Annotated in this window: 18 protein-coding genes; 9 read left to right on the plus strand and 9 right to left on the minus strand. The window is 64.3% G+C overall.

Features of this window, described 5'->3' with window-relative positions:
- Nucleotides 1-71: 71 nt before the first annotated feature.
- Nucleotides 72-629, plus strand: a complete 558-nt coding sequence (locus ACQY4S_RS24835; RefSeq protein WP_428488494.1) for a ferritin-like domain-containing protein — start codon at nt 72-74, stop codon at nt 627-629.
- A 196-nt stretch (nt 630-825) separates the two neighbouring features.
- Here ACQY4S_RS24835 and ACQY4S_RS24840 read toward each other — a convergent pair whose 3' ends face one another.
- The 3 genes from ACQY4S_RS24840 to ACQY4S_RS24850 form a co-directional block, all read right to left on the minus strand.
- On the minus strand, nt 826-2,079 hold the full coding sequence (locus ACQY4S_RS24840; protein WP_428487859.1) for a two-component system sensor histidine kinase NtrB: 1,254 nt from the start codon (nt 2,077-2,079) through the stop codon (nt 826-828).
- A 212-nt stretch (nt 2,080-2,291) separates the two neighbouring features.
- A complete protein-coding gene (locus ACQY4S_RS24845; RefSeq protein WP_428487860.1) occupies nt 2,292-2,459 on the minus strand; it encodes a hypothetical protein in 168 nt (55 codons plus the stop codon).
- A gap of 149 nt (nt 2,460-2,608) precedes the next feature.
- Entirely contained in the window at nt 2,609-3,808 is a 1,200-nt protein-coding gene (locus ACQY4S_RS24850) for an iron-containing alcohol dehydrogenase (RefSeq protein ID WP_428487861.1), read from the minus strand.
- 682 nt (nt 3,809-4,490) lie between these two features.
- Between ACQY4S_RS24850 and ACQY4S_RS24855 the strand changes: the two genes are divergently transcribed.
- Nucleotides 4,491-5,108 carry a PEP-CTERM sorting domain-containing protein gene (locus ACQY4S_RS24855; protein WP_428487862.1) on the plus strand — a complete coding sequence of 206 codons (618 nt, stop codon included), beginning with the start codon at nt 4,491-4,493 and terminating at the stop codon, nt 5,106-5,108.
- A 176-nt stretch (nt 5,109-5,284) separates the two neighbouring features.
- On the opposite strand, the gene ACQY4S_RS24860 is transcribed toward ACQY4S_RS24855, so the two are convergent.
- A complete protein-coding gene (locus ACQY4S_RS24860) occupies nt 5,285-5,875 on the minus strand; it encodes a TetR/AcrR family transcriptional regulator (RefSeq protein WP_428487863.1) in 591 nt (196 codons plus the stop codon).
- A 144-nt stretch (nt 5,876-6,019) separates the two neighbouring features.
- Nucleotides 6,020-6,289 (minus strand): HU family DNA-binding protein, encoded by a 270-nt coding sequence (locus ACQY4S_RS24865; protein ID WP_428487864.1) that lies wholly within the window; start codon nt 6,287-6,289, stop codon nt 6,020-6,022.
- Nucleotides 6,290-6,676: 387 nt separating this feature from the next.
- Between ACQY4S_RS24865 and ACQY4S_RS24870 the strand changes: the two genes are divergently transcribed.
- The gene (locus ACQY4S_RS24870) at nt 6,677-6,805 is read left to right on the plus strand and encodes a hypothetical protein (RefSeq protein ID WP_428487866.1); all 129 of its coding nucleotides are present in this window, start codon (nt 6,677-6,679) and stop codon (nt 6,803-6,805) included.
- 975 nt (nt 6,806-7,780) lie between these two features.
- On the opposite strand, the gene ACQY4S_RS24875 is transcribed toward ACQY4S_RS24870, so the two are convergent.
- From ACQY4S_RS24875 to ACQY4S_RS24890, 4 genes are all read right to left on the minus strand, one after another.
- Nucleotides 7,781-8,674 (minus strand): hypothetical protein, encoded by an 894-nt coding sequence (locus ACQY4S_RS24875; protein ID WP_428487867.1) that lies wholly within the window; start codon nt 8,672-8,674, stop codon nt 7,781-7,783.
- Nucleotides 8,598-9,215 carry a serine/threonine-protein kinase gene (locus tag ACQY4S_RS24880; protein WP_428487868.1) on the minus strand — a complete coding sequence of 206 codons (618 nt, stop codon included), beginning with the start codon at nt 9,213-9,215 and terminating at the stop codon, nt 8,598-8,600. The genes ACQY4S_RS24875 and ACQY4S_RS24880 overlap by 77 nt, the downstream gene beginning before the upstream one ends.
- A gap of 13 nt (nt 9,216-9,228) precedes the next feature.
- A complete protein-coding gene (locus ACQY4S_RS24885) occupies nt 9,229-9,372 on the minus strand; it encodes a hypothetical protein (protein WP_428487870.1) in 144 nt (47 codons plus the stop codon).
- A 118-nt stretch (nt 9,373-9,490) separates the two neighbouring features.
- A complete protein-coding gene (locus ACQY4S_RS24890) occupies nt 9,491-9,790 on the minus strand; it encodes a hypothetical protein (protein WP_428487871.1) in 300 nt (99 codons plus the stop codon).
- 68 nt (nt 9,791-9,858) lie between these two features.
- Here ACQY4S_RS24890 and ACQY4S_RS24895 point away from each other — a divergent pair, with 68 nt between their 5' ends.
- The 6 genes from ACQY4S_RS24895 to ACQY4S_RS24920 all read left to right on the plus strand — a co-directional run bounded on the left by ACQY4S_RS24895 (nt 9,859) and on the right by ACQY4S_RS24920 (nt 17,033).
- Complete coding sequence (locus tag ACQY4S_RS24895; protein ID WP_428487872.1) at nt 9,859-11,676, plus strand: adenylate/guanylate cyclase domain-containing protein; 1,818 nt, start codon at nt 9,859-9,861, stop codon at nt 11,674-11,676.
- A 140-nt stretch (nt 11,677-11,816) separates the two neighbouring features.
- Nucleotides 11,817-12,503: a Crp/Fnr family transcriptional regulator gene (locus ACQY4S_RS24900; RefSeq protein ID WP_428487873.1), complete on the plus strand. Its 687-nt coding sequence runs from the start codon at nt 11,817-11,819 to the stop codon at nt 12,501-12,503.
- Nucleotides 12,504-12,635: 132 nt separating this feature from the next.
- On the plus strand, nt 12,636-13,625 hold the full coding sequence (locus ACQY4S_RS24905) for an RluA family pseudouridine synthase (protein WP_428487874.1): 990 nt from the start codon (nt 12,636-12,638) through the stop codon (nt 13,623-13,625).
- On the plus strand, nt 13,622-16,048 hold the full coding sequence (locus tag ACQY4S_RS24910) for an AsmA family protein (protein ID WP_428487875.1): 2,427 nt from the start codon (nt 13,622-13,624) through the stop codon (nt 16,046-16,048). The genes ACQY4S_RS24905 and ACQY4S_RS24910 overlap by 4 nt, the downstream gene beginning before the upstream one ends.
- Entirely contained in the window at nt 16,045-16,761 is a 717-nt protein-coding gene (locus tag ACQY4S_RS24915) for an ATP12 family protein (RefSeq protein WP_428487876.1), read from the plus strand. The genes ACQY4S_RS24910 and ACQY4S_RS24915 overlap by 4 nt, the downstream gene beginning before the upstream one ends.
- The gene (locus ACQY4S_RS24920; protein WP_428487877.1) at nt 16,758-17,033 is read left to right on the plus strand and encodes an acylphosphatase; all 276 of its coding nucleotides are present in this window, start codon (nt 16,758-16,760) and stop codon (nt 17,031-17,033) included. The genes ACQY4S_RS24915 and ACQY4S_RS24920 overlap by 4 nt, the downstream gene beginning before the upstream one ends.
- Nucleotides 17,034-17,093: the final 60 nt, after the last annotated feature.

Here is a 17,093-nt window from a genome sequence, read left to right on the forward strand (position 1 = left end):
GCGTCGTGTCTGGCCAAGGCCGAATCGGCGCACCACTTCGTATCGAGTCCAGTAATGAAAAAGGTATCGCAATGAAAACCCCGAGCGAAAGCAGCCAGCCGTTTCTCACCGACGTTCAGACATTGCGCGACCGTGCCAGGCAGAACATGTCCGACGGCGCGGTCACCAAGAGCTACGGCGGGGACGTGAACCGCGCCATCGAGATTCTTCAGACCGTTCTGGCAACCGAAATTGTCTGCGTGCTGCGCTACACGATGCATGCCATCACCGCGACCGGGATCTCCAGCGAGGCGGTCAAGGCCGAATTCGCCGAACATGCCAAGGAAGAGCAGGAACATATGACGGCGGTGGCCGAACGGATCGATCAGCTTGGCGGCACGCCGAACTTCAATCCGGAAGGACTGGCGACCCGCTCGGCCTCCCAATACGCCGAGGGCGGGAATCTCGTTGGCATGATCAAGGAAAACCTGATCGCCGAGCAGATCGCGGTGGATCATTACCGGGAGCTGATCCGGTACTTCGGCGACAAGGATCCGTCGACGCGGGTGATGCTGGAGGGGATTCTGTCGGTCGAGGAGGAACATGCGACGGACATGCAGGATCTGTTGGACTCGCATCAGGGAACATAGCGCGTCGCTTTCACCCTGATAAAAGCGGCCCGCGCCAGCCCGCGACGCGACAGGCCCTGGTGCCCGCCGGTCGTCGTTATGGCCGTGCCGCCTTGGCGGCATGCCGATCATGCGCGCCGGCATCGTCGTCCGCTAATCGAACCTTCGCACGCCATGTCCCCGCCGTCTTGGCCATCCCCGTCATTGGCGGCATCACCTATGCAATCTTCGCCGCAGCGTCCGCGCGTGGCAGAAAAATCGAGATGCAGGTTCCCTGATCGAGGACCGAACGCACCGTCAAGCCCCCGTGCAGTTGCTTCACGACACCCAGGACCTGCGACAGACCGAGGCCGGCTCCCATGCCGACCGCCTTGGTCGTGAAGAACGGCTCGAACATCCGGTCCCGCACGGCCTCCGCCATGCCGGAGCCGGTATCGGACACCGACAGCGAGACATAGTGGCCGGCGGCTGGCTCCTCCGGCCACGCCGGTTCGCCGCGTGCGACATGCGCCGTCGCAATCGTGATCGTGCCGCCGCATGGCATGGCATCCCGCGCGTTGATGGCAAGGTTGAGCACCGCCAGCTCCATCTGCGTCCGATCGGCCAACGCGGCCCACAGGTCGGGTGCTGGCGCAAGCTTGATCCCGACCGCGCCGCCGAGCTTGCGTCGCAGCAGCGGCAGCATGCCCCGGATCACCTGATTGAGATCGACCGGTCCGGCGGTGATGCGTTGCTGACGGGAAAACGCCAGAAGCTGCGCCGTCAGCTTCGCGCCTCGCTCCGCGGCTGCCCGCGCGCCCGCGACCAAACGAGCCGTGCGGAGCCGATCGGTTGCTGGACGTTTCATCAGCAGCTCAAGGTTGCCAAGGATCGCGGTCAGCAAATTGTTGAAGTCATGCGCGACGCCGGCGGTAAGCTGGCCGACCGCTTCCAGGCGGTGCGCCCGCCGCAAGTCCCGTTCGGCGCGTTTTTCGGCGGTGATGTCGGCGATGGCGGCCGAACTGCGATTGAAGCGGCCCGCCGCGTCGAAGTCGCCGCGTGCGGCGAGGCGGCCATCGAATACCTGGCCGTCGCGGGTCACGAACTGATAGTCCATCACGCACACCTGGCCGCGGCTGGCCAGCATCTCCGGCCAGGCCCGCCCCTGGTATCGTTCAGCCGATTCCGCCGTCATGAAATCCGCCGGTGATCGGCCGATCACGGCCTCCCGCGGGTAGCCGAACATCGCAACCCAGGTGTCGTTCACCTCAAGCAGCAGGGCATCCGCGTTGACCGAGTGCAGGGCGATCGGTGCATGATTATAGAGCATGCGGTAGTGCGTTTCGCGCGCTCGCAACGCGTCCTCGGTCCGTCGGCGCTGCGCGATCTCGGCGGTCAGCCGCCGGTTGGCGGCCTCCAGTTCCGCTGTCCGCGCCTGCACCCGCTGCTCCGGCATTTCGTTGGTATGTCGCACATTGTGCATATCGACCATCGAACCGTTCCACCTAACCACGTTTGCGTCAGGCAGCAACGGCTTGGTGTGGCTTCGGTTTGGAAGCGGCCTTGCCCCCACGTCATGCCCGGCGGAGGCCGGCCGCAGCTCTGAAGTTGACGGTAATTTCAACGAACGGCAAAAGCCGCCCCCCGAACAGCAAAAAGGCCGGGAACGAACCCGGCCTCGATGCGGTCGATCAACGCTGCTGATTAGCCGCCGCCACCTTCAAGCCAGTTCCCGCTCGGCGCGCTGCCGGTGTTGTCATAGGGACCCTGATGGGTCGTTTGCGAGCCACCGAAGCTGGCGGCGTTGGCCACGGGAACAATCGCGGCAGTCAGACTAAGAGCTGCCAAGGCCGCAAGAAACAAGTTCTTCATCGGAATTCTCCACTTCAGTCGGGCGGAATGTCCGGCTTGATGGATCACCAGGTGGGCTTATGCCTCGTCCACAATAATACAGCATTTTCGCAATAGTTTTATGCGTCTTCCGATGAGGCGAAACGGCGGCGTGTCCGGCGCGCGGCGCGCTACCCATTCCCCATCGCCCCAATCCAGACCTCTCGGTACAACCCGACGATCTCCGCCGCCGTCGGCACAAGTGGATTGTTCCCCGGACTGCCTGAGGCCAGCGCTTGCTCCGCCATCAGCGCCAGCTTCGCGGTCCACGCCGCCTCATCGATCCCATAGGCCGCCGGCGTCGGCACCGCCAGGTCGCGGTTCAGCGCCTCCAGCCCCGTTACCAGCTTCGCCGCCGCCGCCGCATTCTGATCCGCCGGCAAGGCGAAGCCGATCCGCCGCGCCGCCTCGGCATACCGCGCCTCCGCCCCAGCCACCGAGAACCGCGTGATCGCCGGCAGCAGCATGGCGTTCGACAGTCCGTGCGGCACGTGGAAATGCGCCCCGATCGGCCGCGACATGCCGTGCACCAATGCCACCGAGCTGTTGGAGAACGCCAGGCCGGCCTCGCTGGCCCCTAGCATCATCGCCTCCCGCGCCGCGGCATTCCTGGGCTCCGCGAAGGCCGCCCGGATGTTCGCGCCGATCAGCGCCATCGCCGATAGCGCCAGCGCGTCGGATAGCGGGTTGGCGCGTTTGGACACATAGGCCTCCAGCGCGTGCGTCAGGCTGTCCACGCCGGTATCGGCGGTGGTGCGCGGCGGCACCGAGTAGGTCAGCTCGTAATCCACCAGCGCCGCCAGCGGCAGGGCGCCCAGGCCGGCGATCAGCATCTTCTCGTCGCGCTCGGTGTCGGTGATGACGGTGAAGCGGGTGCATTCGCTGCCGGTGCCGGCGGTGGTCGGAATGGCGATCACCGGCAGTTTCCCCTGGTCGGCCGCGAACGGCGCCTTGTAGTCGCGCATCTTTCCGCCAGGGCCGTTGCCGGCCGCCGCCAGGATCGCCATCGCCTTGGCGGTATCGATCGGCGAGCCGCCGCCGAATCCGATCAGGCAGTCGTAGTCGCCCTGGAGCAACAACGCGACACCGGCCTCGACCACCGTATCGGTCGGGTCGGGCACGGTATCGCTGAACACCGAGACAACCAGGCCGGCGGCCGCCAGCGGATCCAGGCAATGCCGCACGTGGCCCGAGCTGACCATGAACGGATCCGTCACCACCAGCGGCCGGGACAACCCGAACTTGCCCAGCACCTCGGCGATCCGCCGCACCGCGCCGGCTTCGATCAGCAACAGGCGCGGCGAGGCGAAGTTCATCGTGATGGCGCTCATGGATTAGTCCTCCGATCTTGTTCCGGGTCGCGGCAAGACAAGCCAGGCGAGGACTCCGTCCCTCGACCCCGCCAAGGGCTGACGCCCTTGGAACCCATTTAAGGGTTTGCGGGAGAGCGGGCTACTCCGGACGGCAAGTGCCTCGGTCGCTCCCTGCCCCGCAATCCCCTCAAGAGCGGGATCAAAGGGGGCTAGCCCCCTTTGCGGGTCCAGGGCAGAGCCCTGGCCTAACAGTTTCGAATCCGAACGTGCGGTCCGTGCCGCCGGGGTGCCTGCAGGGCGATTGGTCGCTGGCGACAGTGCTCAACGCGGCCAACATGTAAAGTCCTTCGACACGACCACTTTGGGTCAAGGATCAGTATTATGTCTGGCAAGCATACCATAGCATAGCAGAGTCATACGACTGCATATATTCAACCAAGAAATGCACACCTACGCATACACTCACCGTGTCTCAGTATCGCCAAGCATCACTATTCAAATGAAGTCACATGTAAAATGTTGATGCACGACGCAGGCGTGAACAACGAGTACAAATGTCTGTTGGTATATGCCAGGAACGCGAACAGCAGCACATCATATAGTATATTATCCGAAAACCGCATATAATTGTATGCGTTATACTATTGGCACGCTGATTGCACTTGGTTGTTGGCACTTAACGCCTCAGGAGCCAACCAAAATGTCTCGCAACTTTAAATCCTTTCTTCTTGCCTCCGCCGCGCTGACCATGGTGACGACGGCCGCTCTGGCTGATCCGATCACCTATGCCGGAACATTCACCATCATTGACACGACCAACTCCGGCGCCTTGACGGTCACCTCGAACACGGCTGATTTCTCCGTCCCCCTGACCCTCGGCCAAGAAGTAGAAAACATCACGTTGGCAACGTTTCACACCACCGACAACACTCGGTCCTTTGCCAGCTACGCCTCCGATTCCATCGAAGGCATCTTTAACTTTACGGCGCCAGTGAACGAGTCCAACACTGTCAAGGGCACCGTGACGGAAATCACGGCGAACTTGTTCGGCCACTTCTCATCGTCCGGCTCCCTGGTATGGACGTCCGACGCCCTCTACGTTCCCTTCTCGGACGGCTCCGTGCTGGATATCGGCCTCGGCTCCTCACTTTTTGCCAACCTTAACGGAACCAGCGACGCGCAGGTTGTTTCCGCCAACTATACGTTGACAAAAGAGCCCATTCCGGAGCCGGCCACGGTGGCGCTGCTGGGCGGTGGCCTGCTCGGCCTGAGCATGATCCGCCGGCGTCGTCGTAGCGAGAGCAGCACCGCTGCCTGACCTGCTCGACAGCTTCGGCAAGTGCCCCAAAACGGGGTACTTTTCGCCGGTCCGAACAGAATGCTAACCTGTGTCTGGCAAAACAACCGCGGTTCCCACGCGACGAACAATCCGATGTCAGCTACCTCGAGATGTTGCCGGCAGCCGGAGTGAAACAGCGTGAGGACATGATCCTGTCATGCCACGCCCGCACCAACCATCTGCAAAGCCAAGGCAGCCATTTTCGCGCCCATTTCGTCCACAGTCAGGCGCCCGTCGTCCCGGTGCCACGTATACGCCCAGCTTACCATGCCGCCGATCGCCAAGGCGGCAACGTTGACGTCTGGAATGTTGAATTCCCCTGATGCAGCGCCTTCCTGCAGCAACTGGCTTAATACCTTGTCGAAGCGCCTGCGAAGCCCATTGATTTCGTCAAGGCCAGCTTTGGAGAAATTCTTCTCCTCCCGAAAATAAACCGCGATGTTGCCTTGTCGCTGCAACACCACCTTGGTGAAGGCGACCACGCCGGCCCGCAGTCGGCACGTGGCGCTGCCACCACCACTCGCCGCCTCTGCGATGGCTTCCAGCGACATTTCGATCGTCGGGCGGCAAATCGACTCCAGCAATTCCACTTTACTACGGAAATGAGTATAGATGAACGGCTTGGTGACGCCCAGTTCAGTCGCGACATCATCCAGGGTCGTGCCGCTAAACCCTCGCTCATAGAAGAGCTTCACGGCCTCTTCCAGAATCCGTTCGCGCTTGTAAGCCAGTATCTCGTTCCGCATTGCCGCTACCAGAAACCTGCGACCTGATGGTTTAGTGCCTGATGCCGCTCTTGCAAAGCTCCCCGCAAACGAGGCGCCGTCGGCTAGCCAGGCCAGTCGCGTGTTTCAGTCTTCACCGCGGGCAATACAATGCGACAGTGACCTCTAAACCGACTTCTTCAGCACTGGAGATGCCTTGAACCGAACGGTCTTGCCGGCCTTCACCTTGATCGAAGCGCCGGTCCGCGGGTTCAAGCCCTTCCGCGCCTTCGTCTTGCGAACGGTGAATGTCCCAAATCCGGGAAGTGTGAACTTGCCAGCCTTCTTGAGCTCCTTGACGATTGCTTCCATCAATTCCCCCGTGGCGCGGTTGGCTGCCGCGCCAGTCAACTCAGCGGATTGCTGGATGACCTTGGAGATAAACGCTTTGGACATTCAGGCTCCTCACTCTCACTTTGGTGTTTGATCGATACAGCAGGCCGAGAATCCAAGTCTTGTGCTATGCCCTGAGCCGGTTCGTCAATCAAATTGCAGCTTCACCGCAACGATTTGACCGATGTGCCTCATTATTGTGTCGTTCACAAGGCATAATTGAAGCGAGGGCGCATTTGCAGGCCCTGTCCGGGAAAAATCGAACTGCTCGGATTGAGCTGGCAGGTTCGAGGACCCGTCTAAGACCGGGCGCGCGAAGAACGGTCTGATGTCGCTACGCTAAGTAGTCCGCGCTATTTGAAATTCCCGTGCGGGAGCCAACACTGTAAAATGCCACCCCATGATCGCACCGGATTTGTCAACGCGTCAGCCTGGCGGTCATGCCGGCGGATGGCGGCATTCCAATATGCCAGACGGCAGCAGGATGACATCAGCTACTTCATTCATATCGCCCGCGCCGCCGAACGTGAACTATTCGACATAATGTTCCTCGCCCACGACGGCGCCCCGGCGGCGTGACGAATCGCGTGGCTGTGTCCATCACCGGCAACGAGCCGTGGCACATCGCCCCCAAGTGTGCCGCCCCCAGGTGCGCCGCCCCCAGGTGTGCCGCATTGCACCGTGGCAGCCGCGGCCGATGGAACGTGGTGCCGTCGTGGCCGAAGGCGCAGGCAGGGAACTTCAACCCAGAGCCTCCTCGGAACGACGACGCGCCACGGCCATGCGGCTGAATTCAGGCGGTGGTGGAGGCTCGCGGAATGCCTGGTATGACAGACCTTCTTCCACGACAAGTCGTTTGGACTGTTCTACTAGACAGACAAGATAAACGAGCTGAACCGAAAGCGCCGGCACTTCACCCGCTAATCAAACGAACGCATGTCTACGGGCCGCTCGGCGATGTCGCCTTCCATCCGATCAATCGCCCGGTGCCCAGGCCGGCCGATCCGGAACTGCTCAGCAAAACGCAAATCCCCTTCTCGAAACCCAGCGGCGTGAGGACATGACCAAACGTCAGCTTGATTTCACTCTTTCGTTTGGGCAAAACATTGATCAGTCATCAGCAACGCGGCACAGATCGCGATGCGATGGATGCGCACCCAGCGGATGGCGTTAACGTCATTCTATCCATCTTCGTGGTGGCATCAGGAAAGTTGTAGAACCGCTCGTGCCAGTGCTGCAGCGGCGCCACCGGTTGCGCACTCAATACAAAACACTAACAATAAGGGAAACCCCGGAAATCCCACAACCACAGGAGTTGACGCTGGTCTCTGAAGTCAGAGCAGTGGGAATCTTTCTCCGCTTTGCCTCAATGATCTTCCCAGCAGCATCCACAGTGTGGGGAAAACCACCTTGTACGTGGCGGCGTCGGGCGACCTGGTAACGCTCGATCCGCCCGGGGGCCGCATCAACCAACATCTACGCCCACGACTTTCCGGTCTACGGCGCCGTCCGCCGTGATCTCCATTCTACTGCTCCTGGACCAGACGTCCTGTATCAAACCAGCTTGGACTCGACCTCGGCGCGCAGGCGACGGCGCAGGGCGGCCAGTTCATCCGGCGTTGTCACATGCGTGCAGAGCAGATCAATAAAGTCCCGGCCGGAGGTCGCCTTCGCCGCCGCGTCACGCACCAGCACGCAGGCGATCGGGCGGATAGACCGAACCAGCGCGGCCTGCGCGGCTGCCGCCGCTTCCGCTGATATCTTGACCGCGCCGCCAAGCGTCATGGCGGCAGGCGACACTGTCTGCGGTGCCATGCTCCCCGGCTCCTTCGGTGCCATGGTAGCCGTTCCCATCGTCCGCGACACATCCCGGCCGCCCAGCGTCGGCTCGACCCGGCCGCCGCCGATGGCTCGCAGGAACAGGCTGCGGTCCGCCGCGTTTGGCAGGCTGCGCGCCAGTCTGGCGTAAAGCGCCTCCGGGCTGGTGGTCTCCTGCGCGGTTCGCATCACCATCAGCCGGCCCATCGGGCCAACGAACTTCACCAGGTGCTGCTCCACCCGCTGCAGCAGAGCCTGATCCCAGGCCGGTGCCGGCAACGCCGGTGCCAACACGTGCGACGGCATGACGATCGTTGCCTGAGCATCCACTGCCGCATGACGGGACGACACGGCTTGCACCGCGGCGGCGAATTCGTCGGCTGACTGGAAGCGATGCATCCGATCCTTGGCAAGGGCCCGCCGCAGGACTCCGAGATAAGCCTGACCCCCGGCTGCCATGACCGGTCCGAGATCGGCGGCATCCGGCGCAGACACGCGCATCAGCGTTTCGGCGACGGTGCGGCCTGCGAATGGCGGCCGCCCGGACAGCATTTCATGCAGAATGGCGCCAACCGCGAACAGATCGGTCCGACGATCGACCGTATCGCCTGCCAGTTGCTCGGGCGCCATGTAGCTGGGGGTGCCCACCACGGCGCCGGACAGCGTGGTGGAACTGCCGGCGACACTCGCAATGCCGAAATCCAGCGATCTTCACCTGTCCGGACGAGGTCAGCAGAATATTCGCCGGCTTGATGTTGCAGTGGATGATGCCCTGGCCATGCGCATAGCCCAGGGCGTCCAGGACCCGCAGGATGATACGCGAGATCATCAGCGCCGCACGCCGCTCCGGCGCGCGCAGATGGAACAGCAGGCTACTGCCCTCCACCAGTTCCATGACGATCGCGGGGTCGCCGCCCTGGTCGAGAAAATCGAAGACGCCGACGATCGAGGCATGGCTGCACCGCCCGGCCGCCTGCACGTCCTGACGGAAGCGATTGACCGCCGCGGCGCGGGCCTCGGCGCCGTCCGCCTCGATCCGCACCACCTTGATCGCCACGTCGCGGCCGATTGCCGGGTCGTGTGCCTTGTAGACGATGCCCATCGCGCCGCTGCCAACGACATCCACAATCTGCTCGCGTCCGATTTCAGTCGGCCGGCCCGGTTCCGTCATTCCCACCGTCGGTTCATGGTTCCAGCATCCTCATGGCAATATCAAGACTGCGCCGCATCCGGTTGAAGGCGTTCGACAGCACGGCGATCTCGTCGTGGCCCTTCCGCTCATAATCCTCCACGCCCATGTCGCCGAGGCTGACGGCATTGGGCGACACGCGACAACGCTAGTATCTGATCGCAGAGAAGCGTGAGACGCGTAGCGGCCACGTTTCGGCGCGTGAATCAGATATTTCAGGCCAATAGCGACGTATCGCGCTTCTCTGATGCGCGATACTAGGTGAAACCAGGAAAATGCGCCTGGACGTCCTTGAACGTGGTTTGCGCCGCGAAGGACGGAACCGAGGCAGCCACGAACTTCGCGCCGCTGTTGTTCTGCGGTTCCGCGAGCGGTTCGACGAAGGTATCGGTGAAATGCCGGATCGCATCAGCCGAACTCATCATGATGCGTGCATTTTGCAGCACCTGTTCCCGTGCAGTGCCGATGAACAGGCGCTGCCGGAAGAAGCCGGCGCCGGCGAACCCGATCAGGAACGCGGCCAGCACCGCCAGATTGAATTTCGTTCTCAGTCCCATGGCTATACCTGCGCCTTCCTGACGATCATAATGCGAACACTGGCTGCATCGATACGAGGTTCTACGAGATGTACAGGCCGGTACCCGGCACGGCGACAGCGGCCTCGGTGGCGCTCGTTCGCGCGCCGCGGCATCGCGAAGTCACACGGCATCGCTGGTTCTCGATCCGCGGCTTGCGGCTGGCGACCGGCTTGACCCTTTTCACCTATGTCGGCAGCCATTTGCTGAACCATTCGTTGGGCAACATGTCCGTTCCGATGATGGAAGCCGGCCTGCTGGTGCAGAAATGGATCTGGCAGGGCATGATCGGCACGGCGGCGCTGTATCTGGCGTTGCTGACACATTTTTCCCTTGGTCTCTGGGCGTTCTACGAGCGGCGGCACTTTGGCTGGATCCGCGCCGAGATCGCCCAGGTCGGCCTGGGGCTGTGCATCCCGTTCCTGCTGATGAACCATCTGTTCGTCACGCGGATCGCCCTGACGCAGTTCGGCATGCAGAAGGGCTATGCGCAGGAGCTTTATTCCTTCTGGGTCGCCGCGCCCAGGTTGGGCGTCCTGCAGGTCTCGGTCCTGGTCGTCGCCTGGATCCATGGTTGCATCGGGGTTTATCTGTGGCTGCGGCTGAAACCGGCTTTCGAACGGGCAAAGCCGATCCTGCTGTGCGGTGCGGTCGTTCTGCCGATGCTCGCGTTGCTGGGCTTTTACCAGGGCGGCCGAACCGTGCTGGCACTGGCGCACGATCCGGCCTGGCGAGCGGCGAACCTGGCGTCCTGGCAGGTGGGCCGGCCGGCCGAAAACGGCCGGCTCCTGCGGCAGCGTGATATCAGCCTGCTGGTGGCGCTGGGCCTGGTCGGGCTGGTGCTGCTGGCCCGCTTCCTCCGGGCATGGCGTGAACGACTTGGGGGGATCGTTCAGGTCCGCTATCCGGACGGCCGCGTCGCGCGAATTCCCCGCGGCTTCAGCGTGTTGGACGCCAGCCGATCGGCACGCATCCCACACGCCAGTGTATGCGGCGGCCGTGCGCGCTGCTCGACCTGCCGGATACGCGTCATTGCCGGCGGTGAGTGCGTGTCGGCGCCCTCGGAGCTGGAACAGGCGGTGCTTGATCGTGTCGGCGCCGAACCGCTGGTGCGCCTGGCATGCCAGTTGCGGCCCGCGCGCGACATCGCCGTGGTGCCATTGCTGCCGCCATATTGGAACGCGGCGGCGCTGCGCACGAGGACATTTCCGCAGCCGGGCGAGGAACGCTTCATCGTCGTGCTGGTGGCCGACATGCGGGAGTCCAGCCGACTGGCGGAATTTCGGCTGCCGTTCGACGCCGTGTTCATCATCGGCCGCTTTGTCAACGCCATCGGCACCGCGGTGACCGAGGCCGGCGGTCTGCCCAACCACTTTACCGGCGATGGCCTGATGGCAACGTTTGGGTTGGCTTGCGCGCCCAGCCAGGCATGCCGTCAGGCCATCGATGCCGTCGGTCTGATCGGCCGTAACATCGCAGCCCTGAACAAGCTGCTGCTGCCCGACCTGACCGAGCCGATCCGTTTCGGCATCGGCGTACACGGAGGCCCTGCCGTGGTCGGTGAGATCGACTTCGCGGAAAAGCGTCTCTTTACCACGCTGGGCGATGCCGTGAACGTCGCGACCCGTCTGGAAGCAATGTGCAAGGACTTCAGTTGCGAAGCGGTCATAGCGCAGCCGGTCGTGGCGCTCAGCGGGAGGCGCCTCGCGGCGGATATCGAGCGCGAAGTGACCCTGCGAGGCCGTGAGGCCGCCCTGGTCGTGCATACCGTCGATCGTGCCGTACACCTGCATTGTCTTCCCGTCGCTCGATCAGAACCGTCGCGCCCGCCGCCCCTTGAGGAGAAGCCGACGGGCGGTTGGGCGTGACTATTGGTCGCTGTCGTCCTGGCGACGGTGTCGCAGGTCACATTTGTGATGATTTTGCGACGCCTGGCCCAGGCGAACACGGCTGTTGCGGCGACACCGTGTCAATTCCAGCGCATCGGACCCCCCAAAGGATACCAACGATGGATGCCGCCGCTCGACGCCAGGCGCTGACCCGAACGCAGATCTTCAGGTCCTTGGATCCGGCCTTGATCGACGCCGTGCTGGCCCGCGCCAGCGTGCGACGGATCGCACGCAATGATGTCATCCGCCGCCGGGGGGATGCCGGCACCGGCATGGTCATCATCGTCAGCGGCCGGGTGCGCATCGGTCTGATCTCGGCGGACGGACGGGAAGTCACGCTGACGATGCTGGGACCGGGTGAAGCGTTGGGCGAAATGACCCTGCTGGATGGCGGCGAATGCAGCGCCGACGCGACCGCACAGGAAGATTGCGTCCTGCTGATAATCGAGCGGACGCAGTTCCTGCGGCTTCTGCGATCCAATAACGATCTGTGCCTGCATCTGCTGTCGGTGCTGTTCGAACGTCTGCGGCATACCAATGCGGCGCTGGAGGATATGGCGCTGCTGGACCTGCCGACACGTCTCGGCCGGCTGCTGCTGCGTCTCTCCGGCAATTACGGCGTCGCTGGATCGCGGGGCAGCCGGATCGAGGTCAAGCTGTCGCAGAAAGACCTCAGCAACCTGGCTGGCGCGTCGCGGGAGAAAGTCAATCGGCAATTGCGGCAGTGGGAGGCGGACGGGGTCATAGGCAAGGAGAACGGGCGGCTACTGATCATGCGTCCCGAGGCGCTCGCACCGCTGGATTGATCGTGGCTTATCGAAACCCCTGAACGGGGATCAAAGGGGCATCCGCCCCTTTGCCGGTCCAGGGCAGCGCCCTGGCCTTCCTAGCTCACGCGCACGCTTGACCCGCCCGCGGCCCGGCGCCACACCGCGCGGATGACCACTCAAGCGCAAGTTGTGACCGAGGATGAGGCGGACATCCGTCTGGACCGATGGGTGCGCCGGCATTTTCCCGGCGTGCCGCAAAGCGCCATTCAGAAGCTGTGTCGCACCGGCAAGATCAAGGTGGACGGCAGCCGTGCGGCGACGGCGACGCGGCTGCTGGCGGGGCAGTCCATCCAGGTCCCTCCGCTGACCGAGCCGGCCGAACCGAAACCGCTCAGCCGGATTGATCCGCATGATGCGAAGGATCTTCAGGATGCGATCATCTATCTGGATGATCACATCCTGGTGCTGAACAAGCCCTACGGCCTGCCGGTTCAGGGCGGTCCCGGCATCGCCCGCCATCTTGATGGCATGTTGGACGTTCTCCGCCTTGGCTCCGAACATCGCCCCCGCCTGGTGCATCGGCTGGACCGCGACACCACGGGCGTGCTGCTGCTGGCGCGCACGCCGGGCACCGCCGGCAAGCTCGCCGCCGCCTTCCGCGGCCGGGACATGGAGAAAACCTATTGGGCGGTCGTTGCCGGCCGCCCCGTTCCGGTCGAGGGCCGCATCGACATGCCGCTGAAGCGCGTCGGCGGCGCCCGCGGGGAACGCACCGCCCCAACCGACCGCGACGATCCGGACGGCGCGCGTGCCGTCACCGACTACCGCACCCTGGATCATGCCGCCCGCAAGCTGGCCTGGCTGGAACTGAAGCCGCTGACCGGCCGCACGCATCAGCTTCGGGTGCACTGCGTCGCCATCCGCGCCCCGATCCTGGGCGACGAGAAATACGAGGAGCCCGACCAGAACAACGCCTTCGCCGCCCTGGTGCAGGGCCTGTCCAGCGATCTTCATTTGCACGCCAGGCGGCTGGAACTGCCGCATCCCGCCGGCGGCACGCTGCTGGTCGAGGCCGAGCTGCCCTCCCACATGAGAGCAACGTTCCAGACGCTGGGTTTCCATGCACCCCCGGCCCAACCACCCGCGAGACGCCGATGAGATCGCCTGTCCGCATCGCCTTGATCGCTGTTGCGTCTGTCATTGCCCTGGTGGTCATCGCGGCTGGCATCTTTCTCGCCAGTTTCGATCCCAACAGCCTGAAGCCGCGCATCATCGACGCCGTGAAGCGCGCGACCGGCCGCGATCTGGCGCTGAACGGTCAAATCGGCCTCAAGGCTTCCTTGTGGCCAACCATCGAGGTGCGGGACGTCAGCTTCGCCAACCCGCCGGGCTTCTCCCGCCCGCAGATGGCCACGCTCCAGTCCCTTGAGCTTCAGCTCGGACTGCTGCCGCTGCTGTCCAGCAAGGTCGAGATCGACCGTCTGGTACTGATCCACCCCGACATCCTGTTGGAAACCAACCCGGTGGGGAAGCATAACTGGGAGATCAAACCAGAGGTTTCACCGTCCGCCCCCGCCGCCGCGCAACCGTCCGCCGCCGCCAAGCATGGCGCCGCCGTCAGCGTGCGGTCGATCCAGATCCAGGACGGCACGCTGGCCTACCGCGATGACCGTACCGGCACGGCTCGCAGCCTTGGTTCGCTGGGGCTTGATGCCAAGGCCGCCTCGCCCGACTCGTCGATGCGTATCCACATGAGTGCGACCTATAACGGTGCCGCTTTCACCCTCGCCGGCGATACTGGCAGCCTGACCAGGCTGCAGGACAGCGAGGCGACGACGCCGTGGCCGGTCAATCTGGCACTCACTGTCGCCGGGGCAAAGCTGGCGGCGGACGGAACGCTGACCCACCCGCTGCAAGGCAAGGGCTATGACCTTTCGGTGAATGGCAGCGTTCCCGACCTGTCCGCCCTGGCTCCGCTGCTGCCGCCGCCGGCACCGCCGCCGCTGCATGACGTGACGTTCGCCGCCAAGGTCGCCGACCGGGGCAGTGACTGGCCGGCGGTCTCGGCCCTGACGCTGCACGTCGGCGCCACTGATCTTGGCGCCCAGATGCACGGCCTGAGCCTGGCCAGGCTGGACCTGTCGACCGCGTCCCTGGCTCAAGGGGTCAAGGCCGACGCCGCCGGCAACCTCGGCAACACGCCCTTCACCCTGTCCGCCATGCTCGGCCCTACCCCTGGCTTGAGCCTCGGCGCCGCCTCGCAACCCATCCCGTTGACGATGACACTCCAGGCGGCCGGCACCTCGACCACCGCGAAAGCCACGCTGATCGCCGCGGCCGGAGGCTTCGGCGATGGCGCCGCCCTGCGCGGCCTTAACCTAAGCAGTCCGGACGGCGACCTGTCGGGCGACGCCACGCTGGGTTTGCGGCCAAGACCGTCGCTGACCGCGACGCTGTCATCGAACCGCATCGACCTCGATGCCCTGCAAGCGGCTATGGATCACGCTGAAGGCCAACCGGCGCCCCAGGCAACGCCGCAACCGGCGGGTCAGCCAGCCGCTGGACCACCGCCCAGGCAGCACGGCGGCCGCCTGTTTTCTGATCAGCCGATCCCGTTCGGCCGGCTCCGCGCCGCCGATGCCGACCTGAAGCTGACGATCGGCACGCTGCGCAGCGGCGAAGCCGACTACAAGGCGATCCACGCCCGCGCCGTTCTGAACAACGGCAAGCTCGCGATCGATCCGTTCACCGCGGACCTGCCGCAGGGTCATATGGATGCGAAGCTGTCGGCGGACGCTGATCAAGCCGCTCCGCCGGTGCATGTGTCCGTCCGTGCCCCCGGCCTGGCGCTGAAGTCGATACTGACCGCCGTGCATCAGCCATCCTTCGCCAACGGCAAGCTGGAGGTCCAGGCCGATCTGAGTGGTGCCGGCGCCACACCGCATGCCCTTGCCGCCTCGCTGGACGGCAGTCTCGGGCTCGCCATGGCTGACGGCATGATCGACAACCGCTTGTTGGGAAGTATCTTTGGCCAGGTCATGAACGAGTTGAATGCACTCAATCTGGTCGGGCGCGGCGGCGCCAGTGACCTCCGCTGTTTCGGCGCCCGGTTGGACGCACATCATGGCATTGCAACCATTCGTGCCCTGGCGCTGAGTTCCTCGCTGCTGACCATGACCGGCAGCGGGACCATCAATCTGGGGGATGAGACGCTGGCCGTGACGCTGCGGCCCGAGGTGCGGATCGCCGGCACCAGCGTCGTGGTGCCGATCCAGTTGGCCGGCCCGATCCAGAAGCCCGCTACGTCGGTCAACAAGATCAATGCCGCCGAATCGAATGTCGGCTCGGTCGCCGGCGCGGTGGTCGGGGACGCCACGCCGCTGGGTATCGTTGGCGGCCTGCTGGGCGCCAACAAGCTGCTGGGGGGCGGCGACATCTGCACGCCCGCAATGGCGGCGGCGCGCGGGCAGGCGGTGCCGGCTCAGGCCCCGCCGAAGCCGGCGCCACCCCAGTCCAACCCCGCCCAGTCCAACCCCACCCTGTCCAACCCCGCTGCCGAATTGCGAAAGCTGTTCAAGTGAAGCGCTTCTGGGACACCGCGACGGTCAAGCACATGGCCGACGGCCACGCCATCCTGCTGGATGGAAGCCTCATGCGGTTGCCGGGCAGCGCCGCCCTGGTTGTCGGCCCCCCCAGGCTGGCAATGGCGATCGCCGAGGAATGGCAGCTTGCCGGCGGCGGCAAGGGCAGCGAGATGAGCTTTTCGGACACCCCGCTGACGCGCCTCGCCGGCACCGCCCAGGCGCGCATCGCCCCTGATCCCGCACCGACCATCGACGCCATCGCCCGCTACGGCGAGTCCGATCTGCTGTGCTATCGGGCCGCGACGCCTCGCGCGCTGGTCGAGCGCCAGACCAGGCTGTGGCAGCCCTGGCTGGACTGGGCGGCGCTGACGCACGATGCGCCGCTGCGGGTCACTACTGGCGTCGGCTATATCAGGCAGCACCACGACAGCATCGCCGCGCTGAAACGGGCGGTGGCGCGAATGGATGTCCACGCTCTCGCCGCTCTTGGCATCGCTGTCCCGGCGCTGGGCAGTCTTGTGCTGGGTCTTGCGCTGGCCGCGGGCGAACTGGACGCCGCAACCGCCGCGGCCCTGGGCGCACTGGACGAGGTGTTCCAGGCGGAGCAATGGGGCGAGGATAACGAGGCGATGGTTCGGCGGGCAGCGATCGCGGCGGAGGTTGCCCTGGCCGCCCGATACATTGCCCTGACGCGGGAGGATACGGCGTGAATGCGAAGCGACTGGTCATCGCGGGAAAGGTCCAGGGCCTTGGCTACCGCGATTGGATGGTGGTGAAGGCGCGCGAACTGGGCGTCTCCGGCTGGGTTCGCAACCGGGCGGACGGCACGGTGGAGGCTTTGATCGCCGGCGATATAGCGGCCATGGAGGAACTGTCGCGCATGTGCCGGCGCGGACCCAGGATGGCCGAGGTCAGCAGCATCAATGAGGAAATAGCCGATCCGCCGACCGAACCCGGCTTTCATCGTGTGGCGTCGGTCTGATACCAGCGACCCGAAGATACCGTGTTAAAAGGGCAAGCGGGAAGGAAACCTATACGTGCT

The organism is Rhodopila sp., from assembly GCF_965276935.1.
In the GTDB taxonomy this organism is placed as follows: Bacteria; Pseudomonadota; Alphaproteobacteria; order Acetobacterales; family Acetobacteraceae; genus Rhodopila.